Here is a 16,806-nt window from a genome sequence, read left to right as displayed (position 1 = left end):
AATCTAATGCGGCTTTTAATAACAAAAACAAAGGAACAGAGATGGGATTGCCTAACAGCTACAGCCTGCTGGCCCTGTGCCTTATCGGTATGGGAACCCAGGTATTGGCCGCAGAGCGGCAGCATAAAATAACCAACCAGGACTTTTTCGAGATAGCCAACATGGGCCAGGTAGTGCTCAGCCCGGATGCCAAAATGGCCGCCTGGCTGGAATCGCGCTGGGACAAAAATCTGGATAAGGCCCAGAAAGACATCTGGCTGGTCGACAGCAAGAGCCGCCAGAGCAAACGACTGACCTTCAGCAACGAGAGTGAAAGCGCTATCAGCTGGAGCCCGGATGGCCAATATATCTACTTTCTCAGCAGCCGCGGCCATGCCGAGCAGCCGGCGCCCTTCAACGCCAAACCGCAAATTTATCGTCTCTCTATCCAAGGTGGTGAAGCTGTTCCCGTTACCCAAGAGGCCGGTGGCGTCAAGAGTTACCAGCTGAGTGACGATGGCAGCCAGCTCTATTTCCTGACCCATAAGACCCTGACAGACAAAGATCCCTGGGCCGGTATGCGCGCCGCTCACCAAGGCCCTGAGTATGCTCACGGCAGTCGCGATACCAATCCCCTGTACCGCCTGGATCTGAACCATTTTCGCAAGCAGTTGCTGCTGGATGATGACAAAGTGGTTTGGGAGTTCAGCGTCAGCCATGATGGCAATAAACTGGCGCGGATCACCACAGAAGACAACGAGTTGGTCAATCTGGAAGGTTGGTCCCAGGTAGAAGTCTTCGATATCAAAAACGCCGGCAGCCTGGTTCTGGCCGACAAGCTTTGGCGTGAACAGGCGCCCTCTCCTTACGGCTGGCTGCTGGGGCTGAGTTGGGCCGAGGATAACCGCCGTCTCGCCTTCAGAATCGATTTCGACGGCCATCCAGGCAGGCTGTTTATCAGTGATACCAGTAAACCCGAACAGGCACCTTTGAGTGTTAAACGCCAGGGTGATATGACACTCAGCGGCGGCGACATCCATTGGCGTCCGGGCAGTGAAGAAATCTGCTATCGCGGCGCCGATCATGCGCTGGTACGCCTCTACTGCACTGAAATCAATGACCTGGAACAGGGTGACACCCGGACTCTGCTGCAGGATGATACCGTCATCGGCAGTTACAGTTTCAGTCACAACGGCAAGCAACTGGCGTTCAGCCATAACGGCCTGGATCACTTCTACGATCTGTTCATCGCCAACGCCGAGAAGCGCAAAGCACCGGCCAAACGCCTGACCAATATCAATCCGCAAACCGATTCCTGGTTGCTGCCACAACTGAGCATAGTCAAGTGGCAAGCCGCCGATGGCACTCAGGTTGAAGGCATACTGGAATTACCACCCGGCTACCGCAAAGCCGATGGCCCCCTGCCACTTGTTGTGCAAATTCACGGAGGCCCCACTGCCGCTACCCCGTTTGCACTGCAACACAGATCCTATGGCCGTGCCACTTTCGCCGCCAACGGCTGGGCCTTGTTGTCGCCCAACTACCGCGGTTCTACCGGTTATGGCGACAAGTTCCTCACTGATCTGGTGGGCCATGAACACGAGATTGAGGTAAACGACATCATGGCCGGTGTGGACAAGCTGATTGCCGAGGGCCTGGTCGATGCCGACAAGCTGGCCGTCATGGGCTGGAGCAACGGCGGCTATCTGACCAATGCACTTATCGCCAGTAGCGACAGATTCAAGGCCGCCAGTTCAGGGGCCGGGGTATTCGATCAGCGCCTGCAATGGATGCTGGAAGACACGCCCGGACATGTGGTCAACTTTATGCAGGGCTTGCCATGGGAAAAACCCGAGGCTTATACCCATGGCTCGTCGCTGACGCATGCAGACAGAATAAAGACCCCGACACTTATCCATATCGGAGAGAAAGACGCCAGGGTACCTTTAGGGCACGCCCAGGGGCTATATCGCGCCCTCAAGCATTACCTGAATGTGCCGGTGGAACTGATTACTTACCCGGGTGAAGGCCATGGTTTGAGCCGCTACAAGCACAAACAAGCCAAGATGGACTGGGATCAGGCCTGGTTTGAACATTATGTTCTCGGCAAACCCTTTCCTTAGCAGTGCTGTATAGGAGATGGGTTAACTGAACTCTGGCTGACATTCACTCCAAAAAGCGCTGTTATCGGCGCTTTTTTAGTCTCCCCCTCTGTATTTTTGCTGCCGGACAAGTAAGCTCAAGAGTACCTACAGGTACCCAGTCTCTCATTGACGGGGAGCTTAAGACTCTCAATTTGGAGGTTCATCATGAAAGCCATTTCAAGTACCTTGTTTGCCTTATTAGCCCTGGCGAGCAGCCTGCTGCTGATCCCGACGGCCAGTGCCAATGACAGCTACAGCAGTGCCATAGCTACCTTCAAACAAGCCAGTGAAACCCATAAATTCTTCGACTCTGCCTATGGTTACGCCATATTCCCCACTGTCGGCAAGGGAGGTCTGGGCATAGGGGCGGCCTATGGTAAAGGACGTGTCTATCGCGGCGGCGTTTATACCGGTGAGTCGAGCATGACTCAGGTTTCCATCGGTTTTCAAATCGGTGGTCAGGCCTACAGCGAGATTATTTTCTTCAAGGATGAACAGGCCTACCGCGACTTTACCAGCGGCAGCTTTGAATTCGGCGCCCAGGCATCCGCCGTAGCCATCAACGCCGGTGCCAACGCTCAGGCCGGTACTACAGGCAACTCGGCCGGAGCCGGCCAATCCGGCGGCAGTCAGGCTGCCAAGGCCTCCTATATCAACGGCATGGCGGTGTTTACCGCTGCCAAGGGTGGCCTCATGGTTGAAGCCGCACTTGCCGGACAATCATTTACCTTCGAAGCGCAATAAGCCCATGGGTGAGGTGATCCTGAGTCGCCTCATCCATTTGCCCGTTTTATCAATGTCCCCATGGCGCCGGAGGTGGCGTTACTTCATTGCTTAAGTTGAACTGCAACAGAAAATCACGCTTCTCCCGGGTCAGGCGATAACTGAAATTCTGCTGATCCAGCCCCAGATGCCAAACATTGGTTACCGACTGGGCCAGACCATGCTGTTTGAAATTGGTAATTGAAAATTCATCGACCGGGAATGACTGCCAGGACTCGGTTCCCGGACTGCGACTGTCACCGCCATACTGGGTTACGGCATCTTCGCTGCCATCCTGATGACGATGATCATGCTTGAGCCTGAGGCCATCGGCCGTCTTGCTGATCACCCAGGTGCGGGATCTGTCCTCTCCCACATGCAGCGGAATACGGATCTCGGTTTTTGAGCATTGGCGCACATGCATCACCAACGGCTGGCCCGTAAAACCATCGCCGCTGCTGCCCCCCTTGATCAACTCGCCACTGTAGGCCTTGCCACACAAACCGGATAAGTGGTTAAAAAACTGCTCGGCAGCAGTCAACTCCTGCCCCTGAACCGTCGTTGCCAGCAGCAAAGATGCCATCAGTCCCAATCGTTTCATTATTCTTGTTCCTTCTCTATTAAATGAACGACTATAACGGCGCAGTTTGAAACCAAACTGAATCCCTATAACAAGTTTTTGCCATGCGCAAGTAGCAAAGTCACAAGTGAGTATCTCGAAAATACTTTCACTGTATTACTTGAGTAAATTCACACCCTGAGAATAAAAATAACCCTATGTTAATTTCGCCTGCAGAAATAAGGTTTTTTCGCTTAGTTAAAAATAGGAAGCAATTCATATTTCAAATAATTAACTATTTCTCAATGTGATCTTAATCTTGGCAATAGGCCAACAATGAATTCATAGTAATGTCTCAGCAGTGTGGGGAGCGATTACATGAAAATAGACAGCCTTAATTACAACCAATTAAAAGTTTTACTCGCTGTATATAAACATGGTCAAGGAAGCTTGGCCGCAGCCGAATTAGGTATATCCAGTTGTGCCGTCACCCGTACACTAAATGCACTACGTGATGTTTTTATGGACTCTTTATTTGTCCGTAAATCAAATGGATTAATTCCTACACAAAAGACCGAAGAGTTAATCCCACACGCCAAATTATTGGTAGAACAATATCAACTGCTTGAGCGGCAACATTCTGTCTTTTCCCCCAGCCAATCCGGCGGTCATTTTGTTATCAGAGCCTATGATGAATTTGTCTATGCGGTTCATAAAGTTATAGATAACTATATTCTTCCCGAAGCCCCCAACTTGCGTTTCGACATTCGTACACTAAGCCATGACTGCAGCAATGAACTCATTGGTGGCGGCGTCGATTTCGTGGTGGTCTACGAAGGTTTTGATGACACCCGGCTCAACTATGAAATCTTCTCTGAGACAGGTGATATCTACATTCTGGCCAGAAAAGATCATCCAATTCTGTCCGAATCCATGTCATTGGAGCAGCTATCCCACTATCCCTTGCTGGAAATCGACAACTACAACGACCTGACCTGCCCTTTGCTGGTCAATCTGTGTCGGGACAACGGCCTGCAGATGGATGTCGCCGGTTATACAGACAGTGTTGCCACCGCGATGCAGATCCTTGCCGAGTCGGACAATATAACCCTCAGCTGCAATCAATTTACCCGCAAGTTTGTCGACATGTTGCCGGCGGTCAGTTATCGAAGATTATCTGACAACATGATTGAAAATATAAAAGAAATCCGTAGCGAACATCGTACCGTCGGCAATTACATTCTTTATGGAAATATTAATAATTCCCCGGCATTCAACTGGGTGAAATCAAAACTCGTTTATGGACTGGAACGGGAATGGCGTTTGGCTGCGGCCACATAGAGATAAATCACAAGTGAAACAAGAGGTATCCAATGGAGTTCACACTATTTTGCATTACGGCCTATGCCGCTTATCTGGTTTATAAGAAACCAGAAAAAGAAAAACTGGCAGATAAACTTCTTTTCGGTTGTATCGGAATGAGTTTCTTTATTTGGATCATGATGTCCTGGGGCATTTTACTTCCAGTCGGAAATTACTAAAGAGTCGTTATGAAAGAGCATATATTCAACAAGTTGGCATCCTTCGCCGCTATTGTCATCATGGCCTTACCCGTAGGTATTGCCTGTTTCTTTTTCGGATTTATTCTCCTGGATAACCCTTGTGCATTTTGCTGGCAAGAACGTACGGCAATGATTCTGGTGGCGCTGACCGCTCTGTATATTGTGCGCTTTGGCCTCAAGCCGAAATATATTGCCGCGCTGGTTTGGCTGGGTATTTATGGTGCCTTTATGGCATCCGTGCATACTTCCATCAACCTCGGCAGCGACATAGGCCAGGGCTTCTCATTGAAGATCATGGGCGCCCATACCTACACCTGGGCACTGCTGGTCTTTATCGTGGTCCTTGTGGTTGTTGCTCTGCTGATGCTGACCCTGGGCAATAAATTTCCCGGCAACGCCTATGGCAAACAGCCGCTGGACACCCTACCAAAATTGGCCTGCGGCGTATTCCTGGTGGTAATAGCCGGCAACATAGTACAGGCCTTTACCCAAACCGGCCCGATTCCCTTCGTCGGCCAGGACAGTCCAGGCCGCGTATCCTTCAATCCCAAGTTCATGAGCTGGGAACTGGACCACTGGCCAACCTATGCCCCGGATGCCCGCGGCGCCTATGCCATCAGCAACCCGGATATAGAAAGTTGGAACAAGACAGCTGCACTGTTTACCTCGGCTCCAGAAGCCAGACTACTGAGTCAAACGGCATTGCCGGAAGCGATTTCCGGCCGGGTAACTGCCATCGACTACCAGCCTGAAAGCCAGCTCTACGCCCTGACCACTTCAGACAACTGGGTCTACATACTCGACCGTCAGTTCAAACTACTCACTCAGGCGCAAATCGACGGCATGTATATGCTGCACATTGAAACCTTGAGCGGCGTCAGCTTTACCTCGGCCAACAGCCTGTTGGTGATGGGGTTCAACAAGGCCTGGGCCGAACTGGTAGTGGATCCTGAGCAAAATTGGGAAATGAACTATCGCCGCTTCAATCAGAGCAGCGACGGTATAGGCGAAACGGCCCGTGGTCAGTTCAGCACTGTCAGAGCCAAGACCAGTTATAGCCTGGCACTGGGTTACAGCAAAGCGCTGGATCAATACGTCACTGTCACCACCCGCAACGAACTCAGCGATGCCTTGGTGGTATCCCGTTTCGACAAGGGTGACATGACACTGTCTGCCGAAGCCAATCTCAAGGGGCTTGAAGGCAAGGCGCTGCCACAACTGACGGGTATCAGCGTCGATGGCGAGCAAGCCTGGCTGCTCAACAATGATGCGAGTGAAGCCATGCAACTCAACCTGCTCACAGGTGAAGTTCACTCAGGTGTGAAACTGCCTGGCACAAACAACCCACAGGGCTTACTGGTTCGCGATGGTCAACTGCTGACTGTCAGCCTGGTGAATGGCCGTAACCAACTGCAAACCTTTGTAATGTAACGCACCTTAGCTCCGGGGGGTATCCCCCGGGGTAACGCCGGGAAACCGGCACTATAAAGGCCCTTGGGCCAACAATCATAACGGACCCAGGGTCCAAATTATGGTGAGTGATGACTATGAAAATCAACAGACGCACATTTCTACAGGGGGCCAGCGCCACAGCCGTGCTTTCCTCCCTGTCAGGGTTGACTCCCGGTGTTGCCAATGCCAAAGAGGCGGGAGCCAATTCAGGGTTGCTGGCCAAGCGTAACGGCAAAGTCGTGTACCACAGCTGCCTGCGTAACTGCGCCGCCCGCTGTCTGCTCAAGTTCCGGGTTCAGGACGGCAGAATGACTTATGTCACCGGTGCCGAGGAACAGGCCAAGACTGGCAAGGCACCCTGCCTCAAGGGGCAAAGTTATGTTCAGTACACCTATGCCGCCGACCGTATCCTGCATCCCATGGAACGGGTGGGTAAGAAGGGTGAAGGCAAGTGGCGCCGGATCACCTGGGATCAAGCCTACAGCAAGATCGCCAGCCGCTTTAAGCAGATCATCAATGAGCACGGTTCGGAAGCAATTCTGCCCTACAGCTATTCGGGTAACTATGGTGCCATCGGCATGTCGGCCTCCGGCGAGCGTTTCTGGAACCGTATCGGTTCCTCCATTCTGGAACGTAAGGTATGTACCTACGCCGCCTACGACGGCCTCAAGTCACTCTACGGCACCTTCCTCGGCCCGGATCCTGAAGATGTGCTGCTCAGTGACGTCTATCTGACCTGGGGACACGATGAAGTCGTTTCCAACACCATAGCCATCAAGCTCATCAACCAGGCCAGGGATCGCGGCACCAAGCTGCTGGCGGTCAACCCACAGCGCACACCTTTGTGCTCTCAGGCCGACATCTACCTGCAACCTCGCCCCAGCACAGACGTACAACTGTGTGCCGGCATCATGAAGTATCTTGTAGAAAAAGATCTGGTTAATCATAAATTTATTGCCGAACAGACCATAGGCTACGACGAGTTGCTCAAGCGCCTCGATGAAATCAGCTACGACGAAATCGAAGCCATTACCGGGGTACCCAGAGCCAAGATGTTTGAATTTGCCCAGGTACTGGGTGAAAACGAAAAAACCATGCTGCGTATGGGTTATGGCTTCCAGCGCAACTTCAACGGTGCCCGTATGTCTCGCGCCGTCGCCATGCTGCTGGCGGTCACAGGCAATTTCGGTAAGCGCGGTAACGGCCTTATCTATGACAACGTTCATGCCGGTGGTGGCTTGAATCAGTACCAGGCCAGCGGCAAATACATGCGCCCGAATCCGGATGCCCAGCGGATCAATATGACAGAGCTGGCCAAGGCGCTGCATCCAACCAATCCCACCAGCCACGACAAGCCCAGCAAGCCGATCCACGGGATGATCATCTACAACGGTAACCCTGTGGTTGTGGCACCCGATACCAATGCGGTGCTCGAGGGGATGAAGCGCGAAGACCTGTTTGTTGTCGGCCACGACATGGTAATGACAGACTCTCTGCAGTACTGCGACATTATAGTCCCGGCTGCCAGCCAGTTTGAAACCGATGATATTGTCGGTGACTACCACGGCTACTATGTGCAGGTGTGCCAGAAGGTGATTGAACCTCTGGGTGAATCCAAGTGTAACTGGACCTTCTTCCGCGAGCTGGGCCAGGCTATGGGCTTTGAAGACCCCGCCTTCCAGGCAAGCAATGACGATGTGATCCGCGAGCTGCTGGATACCGACTCCGAGTACTATAAAGGAGTAACCTATGACCGGCTGATGAAGGAGAAATACATCAAGCTGGACATTCCTCAGCCCGTATTGGCCGACGGTAAATATGAAACCCCAAGCGGCAAGATTGAATTCAGTTCTCAGTTGATGGCCGATGCCGGTTTCCACCCGGTACTGGATTGGGGCCTGCCAGAGGATGAGATGGAACCCAGAGAGCGAGAGTTGCCATTCCGCTTGCTATCTTCCGGGGTACCACAGCGGGTTAACAGCTCCTTCTACAACGTGAAATATATCCGCGCCATTCCAGCCTACTACGTCAAGATCAATCCCAAAGATGCCCAGCAATACGGCATTGCCAACAACGACACAGTCAAACTCAGCAACCACAGAGGTGAAGCCAAATTTGTGGCCATGGTCACCACAGGTGTGCCAGAGGGCTCGCTGATGACTCCCAAGTGTAACTGGCTCAGGCTCAATCCCAACGGCACCGAAGGCTGCACCAACTCGTTGACCACAGATAAATTGACCGATATGGGCGGCTGCTCGGCCTATCACTCAACCCGCGTGGCACTGGCCAAAGCCTGAAGGAGATCCTCATGGAAAACAAACATCAACTCGGATTCGTCTTCAGACAGGAAAACTGTGTCGGCTGCCAGGCATGCACCATAGCCTGCCAGATCCACAATGAGCTGCCGGAAGACGTGCGCTTTCGCAAGGTAGACCGCTACGAAGTCAAACGTGACGACGGCATGGTGGACGTGTGGCTCAGCCATTCCTGCATGCATTGCGGCAACCCGGCCTGTCTCATGGTGTGCCCGGCTCAGGCCTATACAGTGCGTGACGATGGTTTGGTAGTACTCAACCGCGAGAAATGTACCGGTTGCGGCCTGTGTGTCAGTGCCTGTCCTTATGATGCGGTAGTCATGCTGAAAACCGATGGCAAAGCCGCCAAGTGCAACATGTGTATTGAGCTTATCGATCAGGGTCTCAAGCCCGCCTGTGTCGACGGTTGTCCGGTCAAGTGTCTGGATACCGACAGAGTACAGCAGGTGTTGGCCCAGAAACCTTCAGCCAGTAAACAAGGCGTAGGTTACGGCGACTGCATCACCAAGCCCAATATGGTCATCATCAAGGAGCGGCCATGACACATCTCGACCTCGGTCCGGTCGCCAGCGGCTATCAGGCCTTGAAGGGAATGCTGTTTGCCCCCTCAAGCCCTGAATCGCTCAAGCGGCTTATCGATTGGCTGGAACAGGAGCAGCGTTATCCAGAGTTGCTCCAACAAGCCAAACATTGGCAATCAGAGCCTCTGGAACTTGAGTGTGACTTCAACCGTATGTGTATCGGCCCCACCAAGTTGCTGGTGCCTCCCTATGAGTCTGTCTACCGCGATGTCGGCCGGCAGATCCATACGGATCGCACTCTGGAGGTCGCCGACTTCTACCAGCAGCTGGGACTGGTGACAGATACAGGTTTCAACGAACCGGCGGACTATATAGGCAATGAGCTGGAGTTTCTGTTTTGTGCCGAGGCCCTGCGCCATCAGCAGCAAAACGAAGACCCGGCCGCAGCCGATGAGCTGGAGCAGTTGGCGCAAGTCTTTCTCGAGCAACACTTAGGCACCTGGTATCAAGCGTTTGCCCAGGGGATCAGCCAACATGCACGGCTGGATTTCTGGCGTTGCTATGCCCAGGTGCTGGAAGACTTCCTCACTTCCAGACTGAAGAATTCCGGGGTCGAGACTCCGACTGCAAAGCATCATTAAGATGTTTAAGGATTTGACATGAAAAGTTTAAATGCCTTTATCTCAGGTGCTGTGGCCTTAGTATTCAGCTTACCGCTGCTGGCCGCCGACACTCTGACACCCGAGCCACAACAGTGGCAACCGATACAGGAAGTGGCGATTCAGGGCGATATCCCTGAACTCAGGGGCATGCCGCAACAGGCACAGTTCCCGGACGCGTTGCCCCCCGTCAATCAAGGGTATCTCGATACTCTGGCGCCGGCCTCCTGGTGGGCCGACCTCCTGAGCTACAGCTTCTTTGGCATGATAGTACTGCTGGCATTGTTCGTGGCCATCAATGGTAAAGCCAAGCTGAGCCAGGGCTTTTCCGGCAAAAAGGTCGACCGCTGGAGTGGCATGGATGTGCTGGTGCACTGGGTGGGCGCCATCGCCTGCCTACTGCTGATCATCACAGGCCTTATCATGGTTGCCGGCCGCTTCTGGCTGGAACCCAACATGGGCGACTCCCACTGGACCGGCTTTATCGGTACTTCGGTAGCCCTGCATGACCTGATGGCCTTCCCCTTCATCCTGGGATGGGCGGTCATGGTGGTCAAATGGGCCGGTAAGCAGCTGCCGGAAGCCTGTGATATCGGCTGGCTCAAAGTGGTTGGCGGCTATCTGAACTTCGGCCCCTTCAAAGGCAAGCATCCGGATGCCGGTTTTGCCAATGCCGGTGAAAAACTCTGGTTCTGGTGCTTCGCCTTGTTCGGTGCCCTGATGGTCGGCTCGGGTCTGGTGCTTATGTTCCCAAGCCTGGTGGCCACCAAAGACGGTGCCAATCTGGCATTGATCCTCCACCTTGTCAGTGCCTTCGTACTCGGCGCCTTTACAATAGTGCACATCTATATGGCCACAGTGATCTCTGAAGGCGGTATGGAATGTATGCTCAGTGGCAAGTGCGACGAAAACTGGGCGAAACAGCACCACAACCTCTGGTACGACAGCCTCTCCAAAGGCAAATAACCCCTGCGCCCTCCTCCTGCTCCCGGGGGAGGGTTTTCCAAACCTATGGCAACCACGGCCCTTATGGGTCGGGGATCCCTATACCCAAATGAGGGACAAACAGATGCGAACATCTTCCCTGTATTTACTCAGTTGTGCCCTGCCGCTGACAGCAATGGCGGCCGACAATAACAGCAACGGTGACTGGCAGCAGATTGACCAGCGCCTGCAACGCCTGGAGCAGCAACAAGTCAGCTCCAGTGCCGAGAACACCAGCTTCAGCCTCTATGGCTCACTGCGCCCGACCCTGGTTTACAGCGACAGTGACATCACAGATGAGTGGGATGTTGGCGATGCCCTGTCCCGCATCGGCGTCAAGGGCCGCACCGAATTTGCCCCCGGCTGGGCCTTGCTGGCTCAGGGTGAATGGAAAATCAACCTCAATGGTGATGGCAGCTTCGGCGATGCCAGGCTGGCATTTGCCGGGGTGGATTCACCCTATGGTCAACTCAGCTTCGGCCGCCAGCGGCCGGTGCAGTACACCCTGGTGGCCGAATACACAGACATATTCAACAACGCCAATAGCCCGTTTGCCTACAACCAGGAAAGCCCCTTCTTCGCCGACAACCTGGCGTTGTATCAGTTGAAGTTGCAGCACTTTACCCTGATGGCCTCGGCACGTTTCGATGGTGAAGGCGATAACAGCGGCACCGATGCCATCAATGCCGGTCTGGGCTTTGACTGGCAGGGTTTGCATCTGGGGGTGAGCTATCTGGAACAGGACAATTTCGAGGGTGAGCTGAAAACCGGCAAGGATAAGACCAGCGCCGCCGCTGTGGCCTACAGCTTCGACAACGGCATCTATCTGGCGCTCGCCTACCAGTATAAAGACTATCAATTGACAGGCTCCGAAGACAGGGACGGCAGCACCCTGGACGCCGCACTGGCGATCCCGCTGTGGCAGGACTACAAACTCAAGCTGGGCTACTTCCGCTTCGATGATGGCCTGGAGCCCGATATCAGCCTGGATTATCAGGGCTTCAACACCACGCTGGAATGGAACCCCGCCGGCAATGTACGCCTGCACCTGGAGTACCTGCAGCAAGACAACGAACAAGGTGCCACCGACAAGAGCATTGCCATAGGCATTCGCTACGACTTCGATCTGAACTGGCGCTTCTGAACCTTCTCCATTGGGCCAGGGACGGCCAACCTTGAGTTACTGCTCATCCCCAAACCAGCGCTTCAGCGTCTGATCGGCTTCCTGCTTCACCTCGGCATTCACGTAGAGGCTCACCATGGTCAGTGCCGCTGCCAGCGCACCGAGATCATCACTGAAACCCACCAAGGGCGTCAGATCCGGAATGGCATCCAAGGGAGTAATGAAATACGCCAGGGCGCCAAAGATCACCGTCTTGGCCCATTTGGGGGTATCGGGTCTTTGGGCGGCATAGTATAGCCAGAGCGCCTTTTGCACTACCTCCCTGCCGGCCTGCCTGGCATAACCCTTGAGTTTGGCCCAGAAACCACTGTCGCTGTACTGCTCTTGTTCCATCTCACTCTCCACTGCCGATATAGAGGACAGTATTCAACCCAGGCCCCGACAACGTCAAGCACCATACAAATGGTTGATACTGGAATAATCCGCCGACTCATTTACCTTTATGCAACAGTCTTAATAAAGTGAATATTTAATCAAATAATCGCAATATAATCTCAAATATATCGATATATCATACATATCCATTTATTTTAAATGTTCCTTATTTTATGTATAACCAAAACAATATATAAATATAAAGTGTAAATTTTTGGTACAACTCATTAAAAACAATAAAAATTTAAAATAAGCAGATACACTTTTTCACAAGTGATTGGAACTATGACTTAGCTCATACTTTTATTTTTTGGCCGGATATAAACTCGCAATTAAGTTATCACCAGTGCTTTTCTCTAAACGTAATGGAGTTGTATATGAAGAGAAAGTCCAAAATCATGGCGCATATAAGGCGCACCCGACATATCATGATGCCAACCCATCGTGACTATTTTGACTACTCCTACTTTTTCCCCGCCTCAATCATCGCTGACTGAGGAGATAGGCTGCTCCGCGCATCCATCTCCTTAGCATCCCCAATACATACAATTAGTTGCTTTTACTCGGCCGGTAATATCCTGCACGCGTAACGGTAAGGCTTTCTTATACCTTTTCTCTGACGAAGCATTCGTCATGGTATCTCTACGCCTTACATAAATATCGCTGCTTGAATATATCAGCCCAGGGCTGACTTTATCTAAATTTTAATATTGGAATTTATTTTCCGATACGAGCCCTGCTGACTTTTTTAAATAAGGTTATTTTATGAAATCACTAAAAATTGCAGCAAGTTTATCTGTTCGTTCTTGTTTTGATACTGAAAGAGAAGTGGTCAACGTATTAACTACCGACTTTTGCGATATTGGTGCCGTGGTTGTTTCAGTCACAGACGTTAATAACGGTATAGTCGACAAAATCAATAACACAGGCCTGAAACTGCCGATCTTCGTTGCCGTATGTTGTGAAGAAGCCTTCCCCGATGATATCTGCTCTTCCATTACCGGCGTATTTGAGCTGTGCGCCAGCAGCAGTACTGAGTTTTACGGCAAACAGGTAGAAACCGCGCTCAATAAATATGAGCAGGCACTGCTGCCACCTTTCTTTGGTACATTGAAGAAATATGTGGAAATGGGTAACTCCACCTTTGCCTGCCCAGGACACCAAGGCGGCCAGTTCTTCCGTAAGCACCCGGTTGGCCGTCAGTTTTTTGATTTCTTTGGCGAAACAGTATTCCGCTCCGACATGTGTAACGCCGACGTCAGACTGGGCGACCTGTTGATCCACGAAGGCGCCCCTTGTGATGCCCAGAAGCATGCCGCCAAAGTATTCAATGCCGACAAGACTTACTTTGTCCTCAACGGCACTTCAGCCTCCAACAAGGTGGTGTGTAATGCGCTGCTGACCAAGGGCGATCTGGTACTGTTTGACCGCAATAACCATAAGTCAAACCACCACGGCGCGCTGATCCAGGCCGGTGCTACCCCGGTTTATCTGGAAACTGCCCGTAACCCCTTCGGCTTTATCGGCGGTATCGATGCCCATTGTTTCAGCGAAAACTATCTGCGCGAAGAAGTCCGCAAGGTTGACCCCAGCCGTGCCGATGCCAAGCGCCCCTTCCGTCTGGCGGTGATCCAGCTGGGTACCTACGACGGCACCATATATAACGCCCGTCAGGTCGTGGACAAGATAGGTCACCTGTGTGACTACATACTGTTTGACTCCGCCTGGGTGGGCTATGAGCAGTTTATACCCATGATGAACGACTGCTCACCGCTGTTGCTGGAGCTGACCGCAGAAGATCCGGGGATCCTGGTGACCCAGTCGGTACACAAACAGCAGGCCGGTTTCTCACAAACCTCGCAAATCCACAAGAAAGACAGCCATATCAAGGGCCAGGACAGATACTGCAACCATAAACGTTTCAACAACGCCTTTATGTTGCACGCCTCCACCAGCCCCTTCTATCCGCTGTTTGCCGCACTGGATGTCAACGCCAAGATGCACGAAGGCGCCAGTGGCCGCTTCCTGTGGCGTGAGGCGGTGAAAGCCGGTATCGAAGCCCGTAAACTGCTGCTGAAAAAGTGCAAATATATCAAGCCCTTCATTCCGCCAATGATAGAAGGTACCCCATGGCAGGATCATGAAACAGAACAGATGGCCGATGACCTGCGCTTCTTCGAATTCGAACCCGGTCAGAAATGGCATGCCTTCGAGGGATATGAGAAAGGCCAATACTTCGTCGACCCTTGTAAGTTCCTGCTGACGACTCCGGGTATCGATGCCGAAACCGGCAAGTACACCAACTTCGGTATTCCGGCGACGATTCTTGCCAACTTCCTGCGTGAAAATAACATCATTCCGGAGAAGTGCGACCTCAACTCGATTCTGTTCCTGATCACCCCGGCCGAAAACATGGCCAAGATGCAGCATCTGGTATCTCAGATTGCCCGCTTCGAGAAGCTGGTCGATGAAGATGCGCCGCTGTCTGAAGTGCTGCCCAATGTCTACAACGCCAACAAGGAACGCTATCAGGGTTACACCATACGCCAGCTGTGTCAGGAGATGCATGACCTCTATGTCAGCCATGATGTAAAACAGCTGCAAAAAGAGATGTTCCGTCAGGCCCACTTCCCCAAAGCCGTGATGAACCCACAGGAAGCCAACATAGAGTTTATCCGCGGCAATGTGGAGCTGGTGCCCCTGTCACAGGTGGAAGGTCGCATCGCGGCCGAAGGCGCCCTGCCTTACCCACCGGGAGTGCTCTGTGTGGTTCCCGGCGAGATCTGGGGTGGCGCGGTTCAACGTTACTTCCTCGCCCTGGAAGAAGGGATCAATCTGCTGCCGGGTTTCTCACCTGAGCTGCAGGGTGTGTATCTGGAACAAACCCCTGAAGGCCGGCAACAGGCCATGGGCTATGTCCTGAAAGCTTAACCATAAGCGGCGGGGCATGGCGCCCCGCCACCTGGCAACATGACTTAGGTAAATAATTATGAGCAAAGCAAATAATAAAATTGGCGTGGTTCAGCTAACCATACTCACCATAGTGAACATGATGGGCTCAGGTATCATTATGCTGCCAACCCAGCTGGCTCAGGTGGGAACGATTTCAATTCTGTCCTGGTTGGTGACGGCGGCGGGTTCAACGGCATTGGCCTACGCCTTTGCCAAGTGCGGTATGTTCAGCAAAAAATCGGGTGGTATGGGCGGTTATGCCGAGTATGCCTTCGGTCGCAGTGGCAACTTTATGGCCAACTATACCTATGCGGTATCTCTGTTGATCGCCAACGTGGCCATCGCGATTTCCGCCGTGGGCTATGGTGCCGTGCTGTTCGGTGTCGAACTCAGCCCCATCGCTATCTGTCTGGCCACCATAGGTGTGCTCTGGCTGGCCACTGTGGCCAACTTCGGTGGTGCCCGCATCACAGGTCAGGTATCCAGTGTTACCGTGTGGGGGATTATCATTCCGGTTATCGGGGTGTCCCTCATAGGTTGGTTCTGGTTCGACTTTGACCTGTACAAAGCGGCCTGGAACCCCCACGACATGCCATTCTTCAAGGCTCTGGGTGGCTCAATCGCCATGACACTGTGGGCCTTCCTGGGATTGGAATCTGCCTGTGCCAACTCTGAAGCAGTAGAGAACCCAGAGAAAAACGTGCCTATCGCGGTAATGGGCGGCACCATAGGTGCAGCGGTTATCTACATCATCTCTACCAACGTGATCGCCGGTATTGTGCCCAACGGTGAGCTGGCGCTGTCCAACGCACCTTTCGGTCTGGCCTTTGCGCAAATGTTCAACCCCACTATCGGTTCCATCGTCATGGCCTGTGCCATCATCTCTTGTACCGGTTCCCTTCTGGGTTGGCAGTTCACCATCGCCCAGGTGTTCAAGTCATCTGCCGATGAAGGTTTCTTCCCTAAAGCCTTCTCCAAGGTGACCAAGAAAGACGCCCCGGTTGTCGGCATGCTGATCATCGTTTCGGTACAAACGGTACTGTCACTGATGACCATCAGCCCATCGCTGAGCAAACAGTTTGAGGCACTGGTTAACCTGGCCGTGGTCACCAACATCATCCCTTACATCCTTTCCATGGCTGCTCTGGGTGTGATGCAAAAACAATTGAATATCCCTGTAAAACAGGCCCGAATTGCCAACTTTATGGCGGTAATTGGTGCCCTGTACAGCTTCTATGCCCTCTATAGCTCAGGGGAAACCGCCGTAATGCTGGGTTCTATCGCAACCTTCTTCGGTTGGACCCTGTTCGGCATTATTTCCAACAAAAACGACAAGCAAAAATTGAAACACGCTTAAGG

The 16,806-nt window shown here is 52.6% G+C and carries 15 protein-coding genes; 13 read left to right on the top strand and 2 right to left on the bottom strand.

Annotation, left to right across the window (positions count from 1 at the left end; all coding sequences use genetic code 11):
- Positions 1-41 precede the first annotated feature (41 nt).
- A complete protein-coding gene (locus ON072_RS10070; RefSeq protein ID WP_144166156.1) occupies positions 42-2,102 on the top strand; it encodes a S9 family peptidase in 2,061 nt (686 codons plus the stop codon).
- Positions 2,103-2,288: 186 nt separating this feature from the next.
- Positions 2,289-2,867 carry a lipid-binding SYLF domain-containing protein gene (locus ON072_RS10065; RefSeq protein WP_028780964.1) on the top strand — a complete coding sequence of 193 codons (579 nt, stop codon included), beginning with the start codon at positions 2,289-2,291 and terminating at the stop codon, positions 2,865-2,867.
- A 49-nt stretch (positions 2,868-2,916) separates the two neighbouring features.
- Here ON072_RS10065 and ON072_RS10060 read toward each other — a convergent pair whose 3' ends face one another.
- Positions 2,917-3,486 carry a hypothetical protein gene (locus ON072_RS10060; RefSeq protein ID WP_144166157.1) on the bottom strand — a complete coding sequence of 190 codons (570 nt, stop codon included), beginning with the start codon at positions 3,484-3,486 and terminating at the stop codon, positions 2,917-2,919.
- 336 nt (positions 3,487-3,822) lie between these two features.
- Here ON072_RS10060 and ON072_RS10055 point away from each other — a divergent pair, with 336 nt between their 5' ends.
- The 8 genes from ON072_RS10055 to ON072_RS10020 all read left to right on the top strand — a co-directional run bounded on the left by ON072_RS10055 (position 3,823) and on the right by ON072_RS10020 (position 12,081).
- Positions 3,823-4,785 (top strand): LysR family transcriptional regulator, encoded by a 963-nt coding sequence (locus ON072_RS10055; RefSeq protein ID WP_025011927.1) that lies wholly within the window; start codon positions 3,823-3,825, stop codon positions 4,783-4,785.
- A 32-nt stretch (positions 4,786-4,817) separates the two neighbouring features.
- Positions 4,818-4,985: a hypothetical protein gene (locus ON072_RS10050; RefSeq protein WP_164489371.1), complete on the top strand. Its 168-nt coding sequence runs from the start codon at positions 4,818-4,820 to the stop codon at positions 4,983-4,985.
- Positions 4,986-4,994: 9 nt separating this feature from the next.
- A complete protein-coding gene (locus ON072_RS10045) occupies positions 4,995-6,437 on the top strand; it encodes a disulfide bond formation protein B (protein WP_025011928.1) in 1,443 nt (480 codons plus the stop codon).
- Positions 6,438-6,553: 116 nt separating this feature from the next.
- Positions 6,554-8,755, top strand: coding sequence for a molybdopterin-dependent oxidoreductase (locus tag ON072_RS10040; RefSeq protein WP_144166158.1), 2,202 nt, complete (start codon positions 6,554-6,556; stop codon positions 8,753-8,755).
- Positions 8,756-8,766: 11 nt separating this feature from the next.
- Positions 8,767-9,315, top strand: coding sequence for a 4Fe-4S dicluster domain-containing protein (locus ON072_RS10035; RefSeq protein WP_025890007.1), 549 nt, complete (start codon positions 8,767-8,769; stop codon positions 9,313-9,315).
- Positions 9,312-9,935 carry a TorD/DmsD family molecular chaperone gene (locus ON072_RS10030; RefSeq protein ID WP_144166159.1) on the top strand — a complete coding sequence of 208 codons (624 nt, stop codon included), beginning with the start codon at positions 9,312-9,314 and terminating at the stop codon, positions 9,933-9,935. The genes ON072_RS10035 and ON072_RS10030 overlap by 4 nt, the downstream gene beginning before the upstream one ends.
- An 18-nt stretch (positions 9,936-9,953) precedes the next feature.
- Entirely contained in the window at positions 9,954-10,919 is a 966-nt protein-coding gene (locus tag ON072_RS10025) for a formate dehydrogenase subunit gamma (RefSeq protein ID WP_274626042.1), read from the top strand.
- A 103-nt stretch (positions 10,920-11,022) separates the two neighbouring features.
- Positions 11,023-12,081 (top strand): porin, encoded by a 1,059-nt coding sequence (locus tag ON072_RS10020; protein WP_274626041.1) that lies wholly within the window; start codon positions 11,023-11,025, stop codon positions 12,079-12,081.
- 36 nt (positions 12,082-12,117) lie between these two features.
- On the opposite strand, the gene ON072_RS10015 is transcribed toward ON072_RS10020, so the two are convergent.
- Positions 12,118-12,453 (bottom strand): YkvA family protein, encoded by a 336-nt coding sequence (locus ON072_RS10015; protein ID WP_025011932.1) that lies wholly within the window; start codon positions 12,451-12,453, stop codon positions 12,118-12,120.
- Between the two features lie 407 nt (positions 12,454-12,860).
- Between ON072_RS10015 and speFL the strand changes: the two genes are divergently transcribed.
- The 3 genes from speFL (at position 12,861) to potE (ending at position 16,804) form a co-directional block, all read left to right on the top strand.
- Positions 12,861-12,992 carry a leader peptide SpeFL gene (gene speFL, locus ON072_RS21110; RefSeq protein WP_363325324.1) on the top strand — a complete coding sequence of 44 codons (132 nt, stop codon included), beginning with the start codon at positions 12,861-12,863 and terminating at the stop codon, positions 12,990-12,992.
- A gap of 268 nt (positions 12,993-13,260) precedes the next feature.
- Positions 13,261-15,426: an ornithine decarboxylase SpeF gene (gene speF / locus ON072_RS10010; protein WP_025011933.1), complete on the top strand. Its 2,166-nt coding sequence runs from the start codon at positions 13,261-13,263 to the stop codon at positions 15,424-15,426.
- Positions 15,427-15,484: 58 nt separating this feature from the next.
- Complete coding sequence (gene potE, locus ON072_RS10005; protein ID WP_028780970.1) at positions 15,485-16,804, top strand: putrescine-ornithine antiporter; 1,320 nt, start codon at positions 15,485-15,487, stop codon at positions 16,802-16,804.
- The last annotated feature ends 2 nt before the right edge of the window (positions 16,805-16,806 follow it).

Source organism: Shewanella sp. K8 (genome assembly GCF_028823715.1).
Taxonomy (GTDB): domain Bacteria; phylum Pseudomonadota; class Gammaproteobacteria; order Enterobacterales; family Shewanellaceae; genus Shewanella; species Shewanella algae.
This window is presented reverse-complemented; position numbering and strand designations above follow the sequence as displayed.